The 17,535-nt window shown below is 51.1% G+C and carries 13 protein-coding genes; 1 reads left to right on the top strand and 12 read right to left on the bottom strand.

Features of this window, described 5'->3' with window-relative positions; translation table 11 throughout:
• Positions 1-198 precede the first annotated feature (198 nt).
• From MKY97_RS04935 to MKY97_RS04880, 12 genes are all read right to left on the bottom strand, one after another.
• A complete protein-coding gene (locus MKY97_RS04935; protein ID WP_342554390.1) occupies positions 199-2,079 on the bottom strand; it encodes an IucA/IucC family protein in 1,881 nt (626 codons plus the stop codon).
• Positions 2,036-3,364 carry a siderophore biosynthesis PLP-dependent protein gene (locus MKY97_RS04930; protein WP_342554389.1) on the bottom strand — a complete coding sequence of 443 codons (1,329 nt, stop codon included), beginning with the start codon at positions 3,362-3,364 and terminating at the stop codon, positions 2,036-2,038. Before MKY97_RS04930 ends, MKY97_RS04935 begins: the two co-directional genes overlap by 44 nt.
• On the bottom strand, positions 3,361-4,137 hold the full coding sequence (locus tag MKY97_RS04925; protein WP_342554388.1) for an aldolase/citrate lyase family protein: 777 nt from the start codon (positions 4,135-4,137) through the stop codon (positions 3,361-3,363). The genes MKY97_RS04930 and MKY97_RS04925 overlap by 4 nt, the downstream gene beginning before the upstream one ends.
• Complete coding sequence (locus tag MKY97_RS04920) at positions 4,134-6,164, bottom strand: IucA/IucC family protein (protein WP_342554387.1); 2,031 nt, start codon at positions 6,162-6,164, stop codon at positions 4,134-4,136. The genes MKY97_RS04925 and MKY97_RS04920 overlap by 4 nt, the downstream gene beginning before the upstream one ends.
• Positions 6,139-8,214: an IucA/IucC family protein gene (locus MKY97_RS04915; RefSeq protein ID WP_342556236.1), complete on the bottom strand. Its 2,076-nt coding sequence runs from the start codon at positions 8,212-8,214 to the stop codon at positions 6,139-6,141. Before MKY97_RS04915 ends, MKY97_RS04920 begins: the two co-directional genes overlap by 26 nt.
• Positions 8,171-9,625, bottom strand: coding sequence for an MFS transporter (locus MKY97_RS04910; RefSeq protein WP_342554386.1), 1,455 nt, complete (start codon positions 9,623-9,625; stop codon positions 8,171-8,173). The genes MKY97_RS04915 and MKY97_RS04910 overlap by 44 nt, the downstream gene beginning before the upstream one ends.
• Positions 9,619-10,974: a diaminobutyrate--2-oxoglutarate transaminase gene (locus MKY97_RS04905; protein ID WP_342554385.1), complete on the bottom strand. Its 1,356-nt coding sequence runs from the start codon at positions 10,972-10,974 to the stop codon at positions 9,619-9,621. Before MKY97_RS04905 ends, MKY97_RS04910 begins: the two co-directional genes overlap by 7 nt.
• 111 nt (positions 10,975-11,085) lie before the next feature.
• Positions 11,086-12,108, bottom strand: a complete 1,023-nt coding sequence (locus tag MKY97_RS04900; RefSeq protein ID WP_342554384.1) for a hypothetical protein — start codon at positions 12,106-12,108, stop codon at positions 11,086-11,088.
• 300 nt (positions 12,109-12,408) lie between these two features.
• Positions 12,409-13,233: an ABC transporter ATP-binding protein gene (locus MKY97_RS04895; RefSeq protein ID WP_342554383.1), complete on the bottom strand. Its 825-nt coding sequence runs from the start codon at positions 13,231-13,233 to the stop codon at positions 12,409-12,411.
• 13 nt (positions 13,234-13,246) lie between these two features.
• Positions 13,247-14,290 carry an iron ABC transporter permease gene (locus tag MKY97_RS04890; protein WP_342554382.1) on the bottom strand — a complete coding sequence of 348 codons (1,044 nt, stop codon included), beginning with the start codon at positions 14,288-14,290 and terminating at the stop codon, positions 13,247-13,249.
• On the bottom strand, positions 14,287-15,300 hold the full coding sequence (locus MKY97_RS04885) for an iron ABC transporter permease (RefSeq protein ID WP_342554381.1): 1,014 nt from the start codon (positions 15,298-15,300) through the stop codon (positions 14,287-14,289). The genes MKY97_RS04890 and MKY97_RS04885 overlap by 4 nt, the downstream gene beginning before the upstream one ends.
• Before the next feature lie 93 nt (positions 15,301-15,393).
• Positions 15,394-16,413, bottom strand: a complete 1,020-nt coding sequence (locus MKY97_RS04880; protein ID WP_342554380.1) for an iron-siderophore ABC transporter substrate-binding protein — start codon at positions 16,411-16,413, stop codon at positions 15,394-15,396.
• Between the two features lie 455 nt (positions 16,414-16,868).
• Here MKY97_RS04880 and MKY97_RS04875 point away from each other — a divergent pair, with 455 nt between their 5' ends.
• Complete coding sequence (locus tag MKY97_RS04875; RefSeq protein WP_342554379.1) at positions 16,869-17,447, top strand: hypothetical protein; 579 nt, start codon at positions 16,869-16,871, stop codon at positions 17,445-17,447.
• The last annotated feature ends 88 nt before the right edge of the window (positions 17,448-17,535 follow it).

Genomic DNA, 17,535 nt, shown 5'->3' with positions numbered 1-17,535 from the left:
AGCAGTAACAATACACCGATTATACCATTTGTCTCTCTTTTGTAACGTCATTTCACACAATTAATTAAGCAATAAAGTGAACGTTTTCATTAACACTGCTAATCTCTACTCGCAGTATCCTAATAACACCCGACACAGACCAAACGTCAAATAAAGGCAGCCCGACACTCGGGCCACCTTCTCATTTATACACTCCACCTATCCCTTATAAAAAGGGTTCCCCCCTTGGCCTTTGCCCGACGGCATCGCACCAGGCACACCATCCGCCTCAAGCAGCGGACGGACAACCAACTTCACAGGCCATGTCTCGCTCTCGAAAATGACGCGAGCAAGCGCGGCCTTGTCCGCCTCGGGAAGCTGCACCTGCTGCAGCGCTTCCCGCCAGGCCTGCTCCGTGATCGCCCAGAACTTCGTTTCCGGGATGCCGTACACTTCGCTCAAGGACTCCATGACCGCAGCCAGATTCACCTGCGTCCCGAGAGACTGCACATAAAAGATCAGCTTCTCGATCGTTTCGTTATACAAGCTGTTTGAATAACCCGGCCGAATGTGATACGCCGGATCGGCAATTCCGTGCTGGTCCAGATACGGCTGATGCAGACGGACCGAATCATGATCCCGGAATAACAATCCTTTTACCTGATTATTCTGTAAGACAAGGCAGCAGTTCTGACCATGAATCTCTGGTACAACACCTACCTTGAACAGCCGCATGACGATATCATAGAAGGCGGCAGTCATCTGGCTGTAGAACTCCAGCACGTCTTCGGCACCTATACCTCTACCTATGATTTGACTTAACAGATGATGACCGTTTAGATTCACACCCAATGCAGCCATCGGAATGACTTTATAAGCATCATCCAGCAGTTCTGCGGGATAGACACGAATCTGTGCCGCCAGATGCCGCGGGTGATCATCATACAGTCCCATCGCCTCGGGCATATAACCCCACCAGTTCCGCTCTTCACACAGATATACCTTGTCTTTCAACGACTCGTCACAAGCCACCGCGTGCCTTAACATATGCTCGCCTGCAAGTCCGTTGAGCAGCTTAACCACTGGAAGATAACGCGCCGCACCCAGCGACAGCACACTGACAGGCAGCTTGAGCATCAGAGCTGATTCGGCGTTTTGAGCCATCGACCGCAGGGAAGAGGTGGCGAAGACATCTCCAATCTGTACATCCAGCACAACGATGGTACCTTCTACGATTTCTTTGGTGAACCGGGGCAGGAGCACATGCTCCAGCTGCCACGGATGAACGGGCATCGGCAAATATGCATCCATGGATAAACCTCTGCGAAGATACTCATGCTGCATCTCTTCACGCTGCGAATCGTACAATACATCCATGATACCCAATCCGTCTTCGCAGCCCTGCTGCACCATATCCCGCTTGATCGCCACCCAGCGCAGCCGAATCGCCTTCCCGAACTCGGCTGCGTACTGAGTGACATCACTCGCGCTAAACCCTATTTTCGCTTTGGAAGATGGATGAAACGGCCGATCCCGGAGTGCGGCAATACGTTCACTGTGGACAAACCATTCATATGCAGACTTCGGAGTATGGGTGGATAACTGCTCTACTTGATCCCATCCGAGCGCATACTGCTGCACAGCGATATCCAGACCTGCCAGAAAATCCGCTGCTCCTGGCTGTGCATAGGCATGCTCGGATAGCGCGTGCTGCAGCACCGCGCGCCCCACTTCTGCCGGAGTAAGAAGCCGCGCCCGGATGCCATCCGGCTTCATCTCATAGATTGGTGATCCGTGTACCCACTGAATCGCCTGCCTTACGCCTTTTTCCACCAGGCACAATACACCTTCGATATGCAGTCTGTAACGGGATACTGCAGCAGCAGGCTGATCCTTCGTCGAATCCGATCCGCTGCTGTCCCCTTCTGCTTCGTATCCTTTATACAGCTGCCGAAGCAGTGCCGGGGACGCAGCTAAATCCACAAACGAATCATCGTTCAGCGGAAGCAGCTGCTCCGCCAGCAGGCTGTTCATCAGATCGGACATCACCCGTTGTTCAGCGGCCTGCCGACTGGAATACTGCATGAGTAGTGTTGACATGTTCATCTTCCTCCGTCACATAGTGGAATGCCGGATGCGGATGTCCCAGAAAATCATGATGCGAAATCGTCCAGGAGTACGCACCGGATTTTACAAACACAATGATATCGCCCACTCGTAACAGCTCGACTGCTGCATCTGAATGCATGCGATCCTTTGGTGTACATAACTCACCTGCCATGTGGACTCGTTCTTCCCTTATTTCGGGCCTACCGAATGCATGCTTCCATCGATCCGTGTGCACAATCTGAAATGGATGATTATGCCCCCAGGATGCAGGCAGGCGATGATGATGGGTACCTCCTCGCAAAATGGCAAACATCTGTCCGTGCGAGCGTTTGATGTCCGTCACCTCGGCTGCATAGTACCCGTGATCTGCCACTAACAAGCGGCCTGATTCGAAGAACAGCTCTCCCCCGCTTGAAGCTAAACGCTGCCTTCGCTCGCTCTGGTGCAGAAGGGCCGTGAACAAAGGCCAGTCGAACCCTGGACTGCCGTCGTACGTTACACCGAATCCGCCGCCCGCATTTACAACTTCAATATGCAGGTTATACTGCTGCTGCCAGTGCTCTACTTTTTGCAAATACAGGTCGATCATCTCGGCATGCAGCCTGGCATCCATATTGTTGGACAAGGAATGGAAATGGAATCCGCACAGTTTAACTGCGCCCGTGCCTTCAAGGCGAATCAGTTCAATCGCTTCCTCCACATCCTGCTCATCGATACCAAACGGACTTGGCCCCCCGCCCATCACAATCTTCGTATGAGGCAGCGTACTGCTGCGCAGGTTGATGCGAAGCAGCACACGAACCTCTGGCAGCTGTACTTCTCCTTCTCCTTCTCCCCCTTGCTCTGACTCTCTTCCGAGCTCTATTCCTTGTTCCTGCACTCGCTCTTTCGCAATCAGCAGGATGCGCCGCAGCTCCAGCAAGCTCTCCACATGAATAAAGCTCACCCCGTGTTCTACTGCCAGCCTCAGCTCGCTTTCTTTCTTGCCCGGGCCGCCAAACAGAATCGGAACCTCGCGGTTTACCGCCCGAACTTTGAGCAGTTCGCCAATGGAAGCTACCTCAAAGCCCTTCACCAATGGAAGCAGCGCTTCAATGATTCGCGGATCGGGGTTTGCTTTGATCGCATAGAATAACTTCGTATTTGCCGGCATCGTGTGCAGCATGCCGCGCACCTGCTCCCGAATACCAGCCAGGTCATAGAGATATGCGCAGACCGGTTCGTCCGTTTTTTCACAACATAGTGCATGCAGCGCCTGCTGTATACTCGGTTTCATGCTGATCCACCTGCACTTCCGTAGTCATTCCGCTTCTGGGCGTAAGCTCGAAATGCCGTATTGCGGTCATCTCCAAGCACGTAAATGTGTACGCCCCGCTCACGCCATAACGTCATGTCTTCTATTCCTCTCGTTACCGTGGCATAGGGTACCCCTACCTGCTGCGCAGTCTCATGCAGTGCTTTCAGCGCTTCCCTTACATCCGGGTGATCCGTCTGCCAAGGCACACCGAGTGATTGCGACAAATCTGCCGCCCCTTCCAGCACAAAGCTCACCTGTGGATGAGACAAAATCTCCGAGCTCTGCCGCACACCCTTCATACTTTCGATCATCGGCACAATCATCACCTGCGCATTCGCTTCCTCGATGTAATCTGTCAGCGGAAACTTCCCGAATACTCCTGGACGCCCGCTGTTTAGACTGCGCATCCCCAGCGGATGATAAAACGCATGATGTGCGGCTTCCTTCACTTGAGCCAGCGTTTCCACATGCGGAATGACGATCCCCTGTGCCCCGCAGTCCAGCACTTTCAGAATCTCGGCCCGCTCCACCTTCGAAATTCGTACCAGAGGTGTAAGCTCTGCCAGTTCGGCAGTCCGAATCAACTCTTCTACGGATTCCATAGACGTCGCAGCATGTTCCAGATCAATAATGACAAAGTCATATCCCGCATGACCGATCATCTCGAGGATGACAGGATGCGGTATGGAGACGAATAGGCCAAATACGTCCTGTTTTCGCGCAATCTTGTCTTTAAGTGTGTTAACTCTCATTGCATGCCTGCTCTCTGTTCAAGCATGTCCTTAGCCAGCTTGAGCGGATTGCTTGTCCTGCGGAAATGCAGCTCGCTGTCGCCATACAGCCTGCGCTTCGTCATCTCTTCGATCAGCGCATCGGCTGCCAGAAGATCATACATCTTAAACCGCTCTGCATACTCGGGATGCTGCCGCTGATAGTCCAGAATCACACCTGTACACAGCTGCCAGAATCGTTCCTCCGATAGGCCGAATCTCTCCAGCGCCAGTGCAGTATCCGTCATACAGATGAAAAAAAATGCATCATACGTATAGTCGCGAACCTCCGATACATCCTCCGCGTAGATGAACGAATACCGATTGAATTTACGGTGAGTTTCCGGTTCAGGATGCAGCTTCGGTGCCCGTTCCGGGTGCATAAGCCGATCCGGGACATAACGGACGCCATCGTGCAGGTCCTTGATGATGATCCGTTTCGGCAGATGATCCTCCAGCACCAGAATGATATTCTGCGCATGGGATTCAAGCGCAATCCCGTGTGCATACAGCAGATGAATAATCGGCAGGGTGAGCGTACGAACTAGTGCCTCTCCCCACTTCTGTACACCATGCTGCTGGATAGCCTCCTGTATAAAGGGAATCCCGTTTCGCTGCACCAGCATGAGTGCGTTCAGCGGCCAGGCCGTTTCACCTTCGTTCAGGTGAACGGACACATTTTCGCGCCAGATCGCACCTAGAGTCCCATAGGCACGCCCGTACTGGGTTACAGGTAGTTGTTCGTAACGGAACGAACAGCCCATAATTTCTTTTAAAATGGCAAACTGCTCCTGCTGCAGCAGCTCATCTTCCTGTACCAGCTGAGCCAGCCAATCGCTGATCAGGGGTGCATTTTGCGTGGTATGCTGGGCAAGTATTCGCGTGCTTGACGTGTTCGTAATACTTAATGCCAGTTTGATATAAGGTGCCTGTGAATCGTTCCGGTTGGAGAGCGAGCGAATCGACTGCTGCGCACGATATGTATAGGCCGAGGCACCGAGATAGACGATGTCCCCATCCATCAGCTGCTTGGCGAATATCGACTCCACTGCATGCTCCCACTGCCATGGATGAACCGGCATCAACACATAAGAACTGCTATCCCATGAGCCGCCCTCTTCCTCCAGATCATACGATTTATCGCTCTCCGTCACGGTATCTGTATCCAGTGCTAACGCCTGCTCAACGCAAGCACTCTCTGAATGATGCTGCTGAAGTGAATGCAAAACCTGACGGAACTGCTGCAGATCCTCCTCGGTCAGCTGCTGTTCCAACAGGGTAGAAGAGTCATATCCGCGGGATACAGCCGTTTGGGCCAGTTCTTTTCTCACCGCAATCCAGATGAGCGGCACGTCTGCATTAAACTCGGGACCGTAGGCCCGGTTGTCTCTGAGTGAAAACCCCAGCCTTGACTTGTAGCTCGGATGGTATAGATGACCGTCGGTCATGTGACTTTCGAGTGCATCATAATACCGATCCTGAAGCGGAATGCTCTGAGGCAGCGCTGCACAGCACTGGCTGTCCTTTGCCATCGTTTCCTGCAGCTCCTGAATGAAGGCCGACACATGTGCACCCTGCAGGCGGTTGAGTACCGTTTCCTCCAGAAACCGGTCCAGATCGGTGCAGACGCTGCCTTCCCGTTTAATGGAGCCTTTTCTCACCTTCACCCGGCCAAACGAAAACTTGCGCTCCGCTTCACAGGAGTACACCACAGGTTCGCCCGATGCTGTAACTCCGCTGGTGCACCATTTCCCGCCACTGACCTGATTGTCCAGAATGCCCTCATACCACATTGCCTCCAGCGTCTGCCGCATAATTCGCTCCTGAACTTCCACATATACCGGGTCCGTGCGGTCACTCTGGTTCTTGTTTACTTTAGCTGCTGAAGTTGTTCTGGTTGCTGTATGATCTGCTGCTTGTGCCGCTGAATCCCCTGTAGTGGCTGTGTGATCTGCTGCTTCTGCTGCCTTCTTCCCGTCTGACTCAGTTCCGAATTCCACGAATCTCACCCGCTTCACTCCCTAAACATTTCATGACGTTACTTACCGGCACGTAAGCCGGAGTCTGACTAATGCCCGTAAGACAGCTCACCAGATTTTGTTTGGCCAGAAAAGCGTCTGCGGTCAGCAAATGCTCCACATAAACGTTACCGGTTCGTGTCAGTTCTGCCTCCAGCACCTCACGTACCAGCATCCAGAAATACTCCTCCGGCACATCCAGATCCCGGGCCAGCACATGGATTAATGAACCCAGATGGTTCACGATAAAATAATACGATGTCCGCGCCCATGCTTGCTCACGTGCATAAAACAGAAGCCCGGACGGTTCCCTTTTTGGACCCGGATTTGAATGCAGACCATGCCATTCATACTGATCCTGTAATTCATACTGATCCTGCAGTTGGTCCAAACCACCGTTTCCCTTATGCTTTTGCTCGGATATTGGTCCAAGTTTCTGGTCGGCCTGCCGCCCTGTTCCCGAGCTTCGAACCGCTCTCTGTTCCACAGACAGTTCATTGATTAATTCCCGGTCGACACTGACCCCTTCCAGATCGCGCACGATAAAAGCCACCGGCATGCCCTGCTCCAGCGTCACCAATGTATTCTGCAAATGGGCTTCAAAATGAATGCCTTTTTCCCCGGCCGCCCGTACAAGCGGCAGCAGCGAGCAGGCCAAGTATTGTGACAACCACTGCTCGACCTTGTCACGATTGGCAGCATTATGTTTGGCAGTGCCAGCAGAATGTACTGCCCTCCACTGCCCATCAGCTGCACTCTGGATATATTCATGATTGGCGTATTCAAGTTCGCTCGGTTCATGTCGGGCAGGTTGTTTAGATTCCGTTTTGCCGTAAGTGACGTGATCCCGTCTATCTCCGAGCATAATCGCTAACCGGGACGGTGCTCCGTGCCATGGCGACTCGACCAGACTGGACAATACGTATGTATTGGCAGGATCAAATTCGATTGGACGAAAGGCCACGGTGAACAGACTTGTCAGCTTTTCATCTTCAAACCTACATGTCGCTGCTCCTGTCTCATACGCGATGTGGGTCTGCGGCTCGGCATCAAAACATGCCTGCTGCCGTACATATCTGGACGCATCCAGGGTTCGCCGCATCTGCTCGGCACTGTTCGTCCGGATCATATTGGTAATCTGCATATTCAGCGACAGCTTAATGCTGCAGTTCCAGGCTGGAACATACACTGTACGTACAGAAGAGGTCGGGTAGGCCAGCGGGCCTGCAGTGCCCAGCAGCAGCAGCTTCTCTTCACGGATATAGGACTGCACCTCATCCAGATGCAGGATGTGTGCATACTGCCATGGATGAACGGGCAGCAGCTCGTACAAACCCAGTTTTCCTTTTGACACAGGCCATTCCTGGCTTGCCAGAAGCTGTTTCAGGTCTATTTTATCCGCATGCTCTACCCATTCCGCTGCATACACATCCTGTCTCACGGCGATATAACAGAGCTGGAACGAGGTTCGCAGTTCCGGACTGTACCGCTGCACATCCTGTGCGGTGAAACCTTTGGAGTTTTTCGGAAACGGGTGAAACGGATGACCATACAGCACAGATTGTTCGGATGTGGTGTAGTCCTGCGCCCCGAAGCCGGATGCCTGTTCGATGTACATCGTCAGGTTGGCTGCGCTGTTTTCAACCTTTTCCATAAAATCGGTGAGTCGATCTGTGGCTTGTTTTGCTTTCGTTCCGATGTCATGTTCCTCTTCAACTGCTTCACGCTGTACATTGTCTGGACTGCCGTCTCCAATCATCTCACATGAAATCCAGCGCACCAGATCACGGTAATGCACGGTTTGTCCGTTACTGTTCATACTGAGATATTCATGCTCACCCATAGCGGAGTAATAGGACAGCAATCCCATCACACGAACACCGCTGGTTGGGAATGTGATCGAATACGTCAGCGTTTCCGGGTTAAGCTGCATATAATCTGCTCTTTCCGGCCCTAGTTCACGGATATAACAGTTCAGCAGCAGCTTGCAGGAATGTTCATCGGCCCGCTGCTCCGCCTTGGACCGGAGTTTGTTTTCCATTTTGAACAATGAAGCCAACCTTCTTTCGGGTTATAAGTAAAACCAGAGGTAATGTCAGCAGAATGGCACAGCCCAGACCTGTGCAGATCTCTTGGAGTGCTGCCCATTTGGCCATTTCAACCGTTCTGCCAGTTCCGGCAAGATCCTGCCAGCGCATGTCGTAATACAGCGTCATACCCATGACTGCAAACGAGGAAGCGAGTCGTTCAATCATGGTGGACAGTACCGAACCCTCATGCATATCATCATCAGGCAGCGCCTGCAGCCCAATAGCAGAGATGCTCATACCGGATAGCCCTACGCCAATGCCCCGGCATACCATCAGCACTCCGATGATCCAGATGGACGCCCCCATAGGCAGCCATGCAAACGACAGGATGGATACCGACACCAGCAGCGTCCCCCAGATGATGAATCGCAGCGAACGGCCGCGATCCAGCAGCTTGCCCCCGATCCACATGAACAGGCTGGTTGAGACTGAGAGTGGTATGAACAGTGCACCGGAAAGCGCTGGTGACAGCTGAAACACTTCCTGAAAAAGCAGCGGCAGTGCGAAAATCACCCCAAACATCACGCAGTCCTGAAGGGTTGAGATCAGAACCGTAAGCGGAAAAACCCCCTTGCTGCGCAGCAGCGTATATCGGATCAGCGGCTCCTCACGTCCATTCTCCACGTGTATGAAACGCATAAGCAGCAGCACCCCAAGTGCAATCAGTGTCCATGGTATCCACGGAGCTGCTGCCGGACTGGCATATATCTGTACGCCCAAACTGAGCGCACCCACGGCACTAACAAGCCGAAACACACTGGACGGATGCCACGTTTTCCTACGAGCTGGCGTGTAAGCTTGAATCACTTTGCCGCACCCGATGAATGAAAAAACAGCCAAGGGCACATTGATCCAGAACAGCATCTCCAGCCGCCCATACTGAATGATGAACCCGCCCAGCGTGGGTCCGGCAGCAGGAGCCAGCATCAGCAGCAGACCCCACGCTCCCGTAATGCGTCCTCTAACCTCCGGGCCGTAGACATCAAACAGCAGCACAAGAGATAACGGGATCATCAGACCAGCGGCTGCTCCATGCATGAATCGCACAAGCAGCAGCATTTCAATCGAAGCATGAAACACGGCCCCTATCACAGAAAATACGCCATAGATGCAGATGCCCAGCATATATGTCCGTTTGCGCCCCAGCCGGTCTACAATCAGCGAAGCCAGCGGCATCGTTAATGTCATAGCAAGCATGTATACAGCGATGATCCAGCCGCCCGCTGTAGTGGAAATATCATAATATTGGATGAAATAAGGCAGCAGCAGGTTAAACGCGCTATTGGTAAGCACAAGTGTGAAAGCACCCAGCAGAATGGCAAGTAAAACCGTATGCCGCCGAAGCAGCGATAGACCTAACATGCTGCTGTCGTTAACGCAGCCGCTTCCGATAGCGATTGTTCAAAGATCGCCAGCACCTCGTCTGCTTCCTTCTCTGTAATATTTAGCGGTGGCAGAAAACGTACAACTGCTGAATGGCGTCCCCCAAGCTCCACAATCAGCCCGTTACGGAAACACTGCTGCTGAATGACAGACGCCAGTTCGCCATGCTGCAGATAGTGTCCGAGTCGATCCCTGCCTCCTGACGGGTTCACCACTTCAACCCCAATCATCAACCCACGTCCGCGAACATCGCCAATCTCGGCAAAACGTTCTTTCAGCCCGTTCAATCGTGTCATGAACTGCTCACCGCGCAGATGCACGTTGTGCAGCACATCATGCTCGCGGATGTAGCGAATCGTGGCGAGACCCGCAGCCATAGCCAGCTGATTGCCGCGGAATGTACCTGTATGTGCTCCCGGCTTCCACTGGTCCAGCTCTTCCTTGTAAATCACTACAGACATAGGCAGGCTGCCTCCTACAGCTTTGGAACAAATAATGACATCCGGCACTATACCGGCATGTTCGAACGAAAACATACATCCCGTCCGTCCAATCCCCGTCTGCACTTCGTCAATAATAAGCGGAATACCGCGTTCAGCCGTGATACGCCGCAGCTCCTGCAGCCAGTGAATATCTGCCGGGATGGCTCCTCCCTCGCCCTGAACCGTTTCCACAATCACACCGCATGGCGCAGCTATGCCGCTCTCACAATCATCGAGCAGGTTCTCGATGTACTGTGAACTTAAACGGGCAGTCATGCCTTCTCCAACTCCGAACGGACAGCGATATTCATACGGAAAAGGCAGGAAATGCACATCTGGCAGGAGGCTCTGCAGCTGTTCCTTTTTACTCAGATTGCCGCTCATGGACATCGTCGCCTGGGTTGAACCGTGATATCCGCCTTGAAAAGCCAGGATGGATTTCCCTCCTGTCGCATGCTTCACCAGCTTGATCGCTGCTTCCACCGCATCTGCCCCCGTTGGACCGCAGAACTGAATTCTGGATGTATCCCGCATCTCTTCAGGCAGCATCGAAAACAGCTCCTGCATAAACGAAAGCTTCAGCGGTGTGGCCAAATCCAGTGTATGTAATGGAATCTGCTGATCCAGCACATTACGAATGGCGCTGACGACCGTCTCATGGTTATGCCCCAGTGCCAATGTTCCTGCACCTGCCAGACAGTCGTAGAACTCACGGCCTTCCGTATCCGTAAGTTTGATGCCTTGGGCCTTACTGATGACGAGCGGAAAATGCCGGGGGTAAGCTCGTGCATTGGACTCCTTCTCCTGCTGCAGCTTCAGGTATTCCGTCTGTACCTCTACTGACATAACTGTCTAACGCCCCTTATCATCGATTCAGGCATAGAACTGCCTGTACACTCGTTATTTGAATGTTCCATTCTCCGATGCAGCATGTGCCATGTACGCTCCGACCAACCGCTAACCCTGACATAGATATTCCAGATACTGCCGCACAACATCCCTGGTTGTCCCGCCATGAGGATAAACGTGGTGAGTCAGATCTGGCAGTGCGTTGACTTCCAGAATGCCTCCTTGTGCCGCTGTAATCGGTACTCGAATATCCTTACAGCGAACGTCCACACCTGCAACATCGATCTGAAGTGTCCTGGCGGCCTGAATCAACATGCGGGCATTGTCAGCATGAATGTCATCTGTGCAATCCCTGTAAAACTCGCTAATCTTCCCGGCTGCTGAATTCTGCAGGTCATACAGCTCAATCTCTATCCCCGCAGGCGGCACATCATTTAAGCCAGTACCTTGTTTGCGCAGCGTTTCCTGCAGACGCATATCATTGGCATCAATTTCGGGAAAAGCTTCATACACCCCTATGGCCGTTTGCTCTATTCGGCTGTAGTTCAGCCTCTCAATGAGTTGAATTACAGACGAGCTGCCGTCGCCAATAATATATACGGGGCGGTATTCATTGACCGCCGCTACCTGATCATCAATAATCAGCACCCGATAGTCGGTCCCGATTACATACCGCTGCAGCAGTATGCTGCTGCCGTACTTGGCCGCGAGGTGAATTGCAGTTTCCAACTCGGCACTGGTTCGTACATCGAGCGTAACCCCCCGGCTGCTGCTGGCATCAAGCGGTTTGACCACGATCGAGTGATGCTGCTTAAGAAAAGCTTCAGCTTCCTTCCCTATGCCATCGACTACAACATGTGAAGGGACCGGCATGCCCCGCTCCTCCAAAAGCAGATTGCACACCTGCTTGTTTTTGGCGAGCAGTCCGGCAATCAGCGGCAGCCGGTGGGTCCTTGTTTTATTAATGATGATCTGCTTATGTTCCAGGGACAGCTTCAGAAAATCCTCACATCCATCTACAAGCGGCTCGCAAGCAATGCCCATTTCTCTTGCTTTATTCAGAATCAGCCGATTCTGCAAATTTTCAATACCCTTCGGAAATATGGAACCTTCTGGACCGTGTAATCTCATATCCAACCTTCCTATCGGTTAATTTATTGATAATGATTATCAATATCATACAAAACCTATTTTAGGGTACCTGTTTGTCTTATGTCAATATAAAACTTTAAAGGAAAAAAAAGTTTTAATCGAGGGGTGTTTTATTGGGCACATGAGTAGAGAAAAAAAGGGCATAACAAACGGGCAAGCAGCGCCATTTGCACTCTTCTGCTTGCCTGTTCAGTTATAAATCATGGGGGAAAGTGCAGTAGGTGTAGGACGTAAATGAGCTCCGGTATCCAGCAGCACGTGTGTATGAATCTCCGTTCCTCAGGCCAACTGTGTATATCGCTTCTGTTCCTCGTTCAGCTTCCTGCCTCTTCCATGCGGGATACAGGTTGGCGTGCCAAATAGCGGGTCTACAGCGATATCACATTCCATCTGAAAAACGCTGCGCACGAGGTCACGAGTAATAATGTCCTCTGGTTTACCTTCTGCATAGATCGACCTGTTATGTACGGCCACAATATGATGTGCGTAGCGGCAGGCCAGATTCAGGTCGTGAAGTACCATCACGATGGTACGGCCTTCCTGTTCATTCAACTCAAACAGCAGATCCAGAATATCAATCTGATGTGTCATATCCAGATAGGTTGTAGGCTCGTCCAGCAGCAGCGTTTCTGTCCCCTGCGCCAGCGTCATGGCAATCCACGCACGCTGACGCTGACCGCCGGACAGAGCATCCACGGGCCGATCAGCCAGTGCAGTCAGATGGGTGGATTCCAGAGCCATCTTAACCATGCGCTCATCCTCACGTGACCACTGTTTAAGCCATGTCTGGTGAGGGTAACGTCCCTGACGAACCAGCTGGTTTACCGTTAGGCCCTCCGGCGCGGTTGGGCCCTGCGGCAGAATGGACATGCGTCTTGAGATTTCTTTGGTAGGCAGCTTGGCAATCTCCTCACCATCCAGCAGCACGGTTCCCGAGCTGGGCTTCAACAGTCTTGCCATCGTCCGAAGCAGTGTCGATTTACCGCAGCCATTGCTGCCAATCAGGACCGTAATCTCTCCTTTGGGGATGGTCAAATTCAGGTTTTCTATAATGGGATCGGCTCCATAGGAGATGGTAAGCTCCTTTGCTTCCAGAATACTCACGACGTTCTCCTCCTTAATAGTGGTTTCGATTTTTGAACAGCAGATACAGGAAAAACGGTGCACCTATCCCCGCGGTAAAAACGCCGGCAGGCACATCGAGCGGTAGAAATGCGGTGCGGGCAGCAAGATCAGCAGCACATACCAGCAGCGCACCAACGAATCCGGACACCAGCAGCAGACTGCCAAACATCCGTCCTACCAGCTTTCTTGCGATATGCGGTGCAATCAGACCGACAAAACCAATCGTGCCGGCTGCTGACACCGCAGTTCCGGCCAGCAGCACACTGCATAACAGGAGAACTGTTCGATGCCGCTGCACTGTAACGCCGAGGCCGGCAGCAAGATCATCTCCAAATTCCTGTGCATTCAGGCTGCGCGCAAACCAAAGAGCTATAGGTACAACAATCACAATGACGGGTAGTATGGTCTGAATGTCTGTCCAGGCTGCTCCATAGATGCTGCCTGTCAGCCAGATATAAGCCTGACTTGCCGTATAGAACGGGCTTAGAATCAGCATAAAGGTCGTGCCAGCCCCCGTTACAGCCGATACACCTATTCCGATCAGCACAAGCCGGATCGGACTGATTCCTTTTTTCCATGCAAGAATATAAATGATGAATGCCGTTACCATCGCCCCAAGAACAGCAAACAGCGGCAGCAGCTTGATACTCACGGTTCCGCCCAGCAGGGTTACAAACCCTACAGCAGCTGCTGCAGCACCACCAGTTATACCGATGACATCTGGTGAAGCAAGCGGATTACGAATAATCCCCTGCAGCAGTGCACCCGACATTCCCAGTGCAGCACCTACCAGCAGTGAGAGCAGTACACGCGGCAGCCGCAGTGTCAGCACGACAAAGTCATGCTCCCCTGCGTTCAGTCCAAAGATCGTTCGAACCACATCCAGTGGGGAGATAAAGTCACTGCCTAGACTTGTACCGATCACTCCGGCTGCCAGGAACAGAATGATGCATATGGAGATGACAGTCACAGACCTGCGCTCCACCTGCATGGAGACAGTATCTTTTTTATTCCGATACACCAGCGGTTTCCTCATATCTTTGTCACCCCCTTGCGAGCGATATATATGAAGAAGGGGCCGCCAATCAAAGCGGTCATTACACCAAGCGGAACTTCCTGCGGCATAATCACCAACCTTGCCACCACATCGGCTGACATCAACAGGATTGCTCCACCTAAGAAGCAGTAAGGTATAAGCCAGCGATAGTCATTGCCGACAAAAATACGCATGATATGGGGTACAATGAGCCCCACCAGACCGATGGAACCAGCTACTGCGACAGAACCGCCAGCAAGAAGTACCGTTACGACCCCCATCATCACTTTGACCAGAAGCACATTCTGTCCCATACCTCTGGCAATGTCATCCCCTGTTAATAACAGATTGATTGGCCGGCCCATGAACAGCGCCACCAGCGCAGCTGCAGCCATGTATGGCAGCACCGGATACAGCATCTCCAATGTCCGTCCGCTTACCGAGCCGGCGAGCCAGAACAATACATCCTGCAGTCCTGTACCGTCGAGCACCAGAATCGCCTGTGTAAAGGAGGCAAACAAAGCAGAAATCGCAGTGCCCGCAAGTACAATTTTAATCGGCGTCAATCCGTCACGGCCCAGAGAGCCCAGCATATACACAACGGCTGCAGCAATCGCCGCTCCCGCAAATCCAAACCACATCATCGTTGTCAGGGACGAAACGGATAATACCACGACCGCAATAACAATAAAAAATATGGCACCGGAATTAATTCCGAACACACTTGGGGATGCCAGTGGGTTACGCGTCAGTGCCTGCATTAGTCCACCTGCTGCAGCCAGACTTGCACCTACAACGGCTGCAATAATGGTGCGCGGCAGTCGTTCCGTCAAAAGCACGACATGTTCTACCGAAGTTTCATCATAGGACCGATACGCATCCCACAGCATGTGAAACGTAATAGGTGTGCGTCCTAAAATCATGCTGGCAGCTGCGGCGGTAATCATAAGAACCACCAGTCCAAGCAGCCCGTATAGTTTGGCACTTGCCTTGTTAAAAAGGGGAAACATACACTCACTCTTTCATCGATAAAGTGAAACAGGACCTGCCTGCCCATACACTTCGCTAACGAATGTTCTGGTGCATGACAGATCCTGCTCCTATTATTTAGTCAGGTTAAACTGTTTGTATAGATCGTCCAGCATCATGTTAGCCGATGTGTATCCGCCCGCCATGTTCCAGGCCACTTCATCGACCTGAACGAGTTGGTTATTTTTCACGGCGTCTAGGTTTTTCCACAGAGGACTGCTTGTCCAATCTTTATAGTTTTTCTCGATTGCAGCTGCATCCGTACCTGAATTGAAGTTGAAGATCATGTCTGCATTCATATCCGGAATAGCTTCTTTGGATGTCAGTTCAACGCCCCATGTATCTGCATCATGTCCTGCCGGTCTTGTAAAACCAAGCTCCTTCAGGATTTTACCTGCATAACCCATGTAGAAAATGCGAACCTGATCCGCTCTGAAGTTTGTAATTGTCGCTTCGATCGGCAGACGGTCACCCATCTTCTCTTTGAAATCCGCTACGCGCGTCTCCCAATTCGCGAGCATTTTGCCCGACTCCTCTGTTTTGTTCATCGCCTCACCAACCAGCTTTAACGTTTCTTTCCAGTCAAACAGTGTCTCGGTGACTACCGTTGGGGCGATCTGGGACAGCTGACTATAGATTTCTTCGTGTCTGATTTTGGTTGCGATAATGAGATCAGGCTTAAGCTTGTTGATCTCTTCCAGGTTAGGCTGGGATTCCTGTCCCACTTGAGGTACGCCGTCCAGATCTTTACGCAAATATTCATAGACCGGCTGCTGTACCCAGGATTCGACGACACCTACCGGTTTTACGCCAAGAGCTGCGACCACATCATTCGCACCTTGGAATAAGGTTACGATTCTCTGCGGCGCTCCCGTGATTTCCGTTTCTCCCATGGCATGTTTGATTACCCGAGTTTCATCTGCTGCTTTGGCAGTTGAATCCCCTTCCGTGCCGCCCTCAGTACTCTTGGCGCTTGCTGCAGGACTTGCTGTATTTGTCGTGCCTGAGCTTCCTCCCGAAGCACAGCCAGCCAGCAGCGAAATCATCAGGATCAGCGCTGCATAAATATATAACTTTTTGTTCAATCGGAACATGGAACAAGTCTCCCCTTTTCTTGTAAATGATATTGAATCTCATTATCAATTGTATTGTAATCGAGTTGGGTATTTTATACAAGCATTTATTTAGAGGAAAATTCATCTTTTTGAAGCAGCTGATCTCACTCAAAAACAGCTATGCCAAGCGTGTTTAGGATGAATCCATATCATATAAATAAATACCATTTCGTTTCCCACAACTACGTATGTGGAGGAGTTACTTTACTTTCTATTGTTGAGGGAGCCTCCCGTATCCATCTCCGTTGTTCAAAGTTTCATATGCATATAAACGTATAATTATTCGCACTATAGAATATCTGTTTATCCATATGGTCCTCTTAAAACTTGTACCGAAATAATATTACTAAATTATTCCTGTATCTTAACGTCCTCTTATGTTAGATTATCCCTTGGAATAAAATCACATATATAGAGACAGGGGACAGGATAACATGAGAAAAAATTGGGTTCTATCTATTTTAATGAGTATCATTTTGCTTGGCGGAACACTGCTCCCGGCAGGAGCTTATGTTTCAGCAGCCGACAGCACTACAACGACGACTTCAGATGAGTCTGTTACAGAAGATAACAGCACAAGCGAAGAAGCAGCGCTTTCTGCGGATGAACAAGATTTCCTTGATTATCTGGAAGCAATCGAAGCTCTGGCCGTTTATGAAAGCAAGGCGTTGGATGCCGCCGGAGGCAACAATTATATTACTTCCTCCAATCGCAAATCATTCTTTTTGAGATTGAACAACACGGTTATCCCGAATTACACCAAATATGTTTCCATGCTGAAGCAAGTCAAGCCAGCGAATCCCGAGCTGAAAAAAATCCATGACAAATTGATTAAAGGCAGCTATGCCCAGCTGGAAGGATATCAGTTGTTTAAACAATCTGTATCGAAAACCAAAATCAATAAAACGTTCTTGAAACAAGGCAACGACAAAATTGCAGCCGGAATCAAGAATATCAAGAAGTATCAGGAAGAAATCAGTGTTTATGCTGAAAAACTCGGATACGAATTGTAATTGGTGCTGTATATAAGCAGCAAAATTGATATTTAAGGAAAAAAAGTATTTTCTTTCGCCAAAATACTTCGTATAATATCGATATAAT

Origin of the sequence: Paenibacillus sp. FSL R7-0652, assembly GCF_038595045.1 — a bacterium.
Lineage (GTDB): Bacteria > Bacillota > Bacilli > Paenibacillales > Paenibacillaceae > Paenibacillus.
Note: the sequence above shows the minus strand (reverse complement) of the source record. Positions and strands in the feature narration are given on the sequence as shown.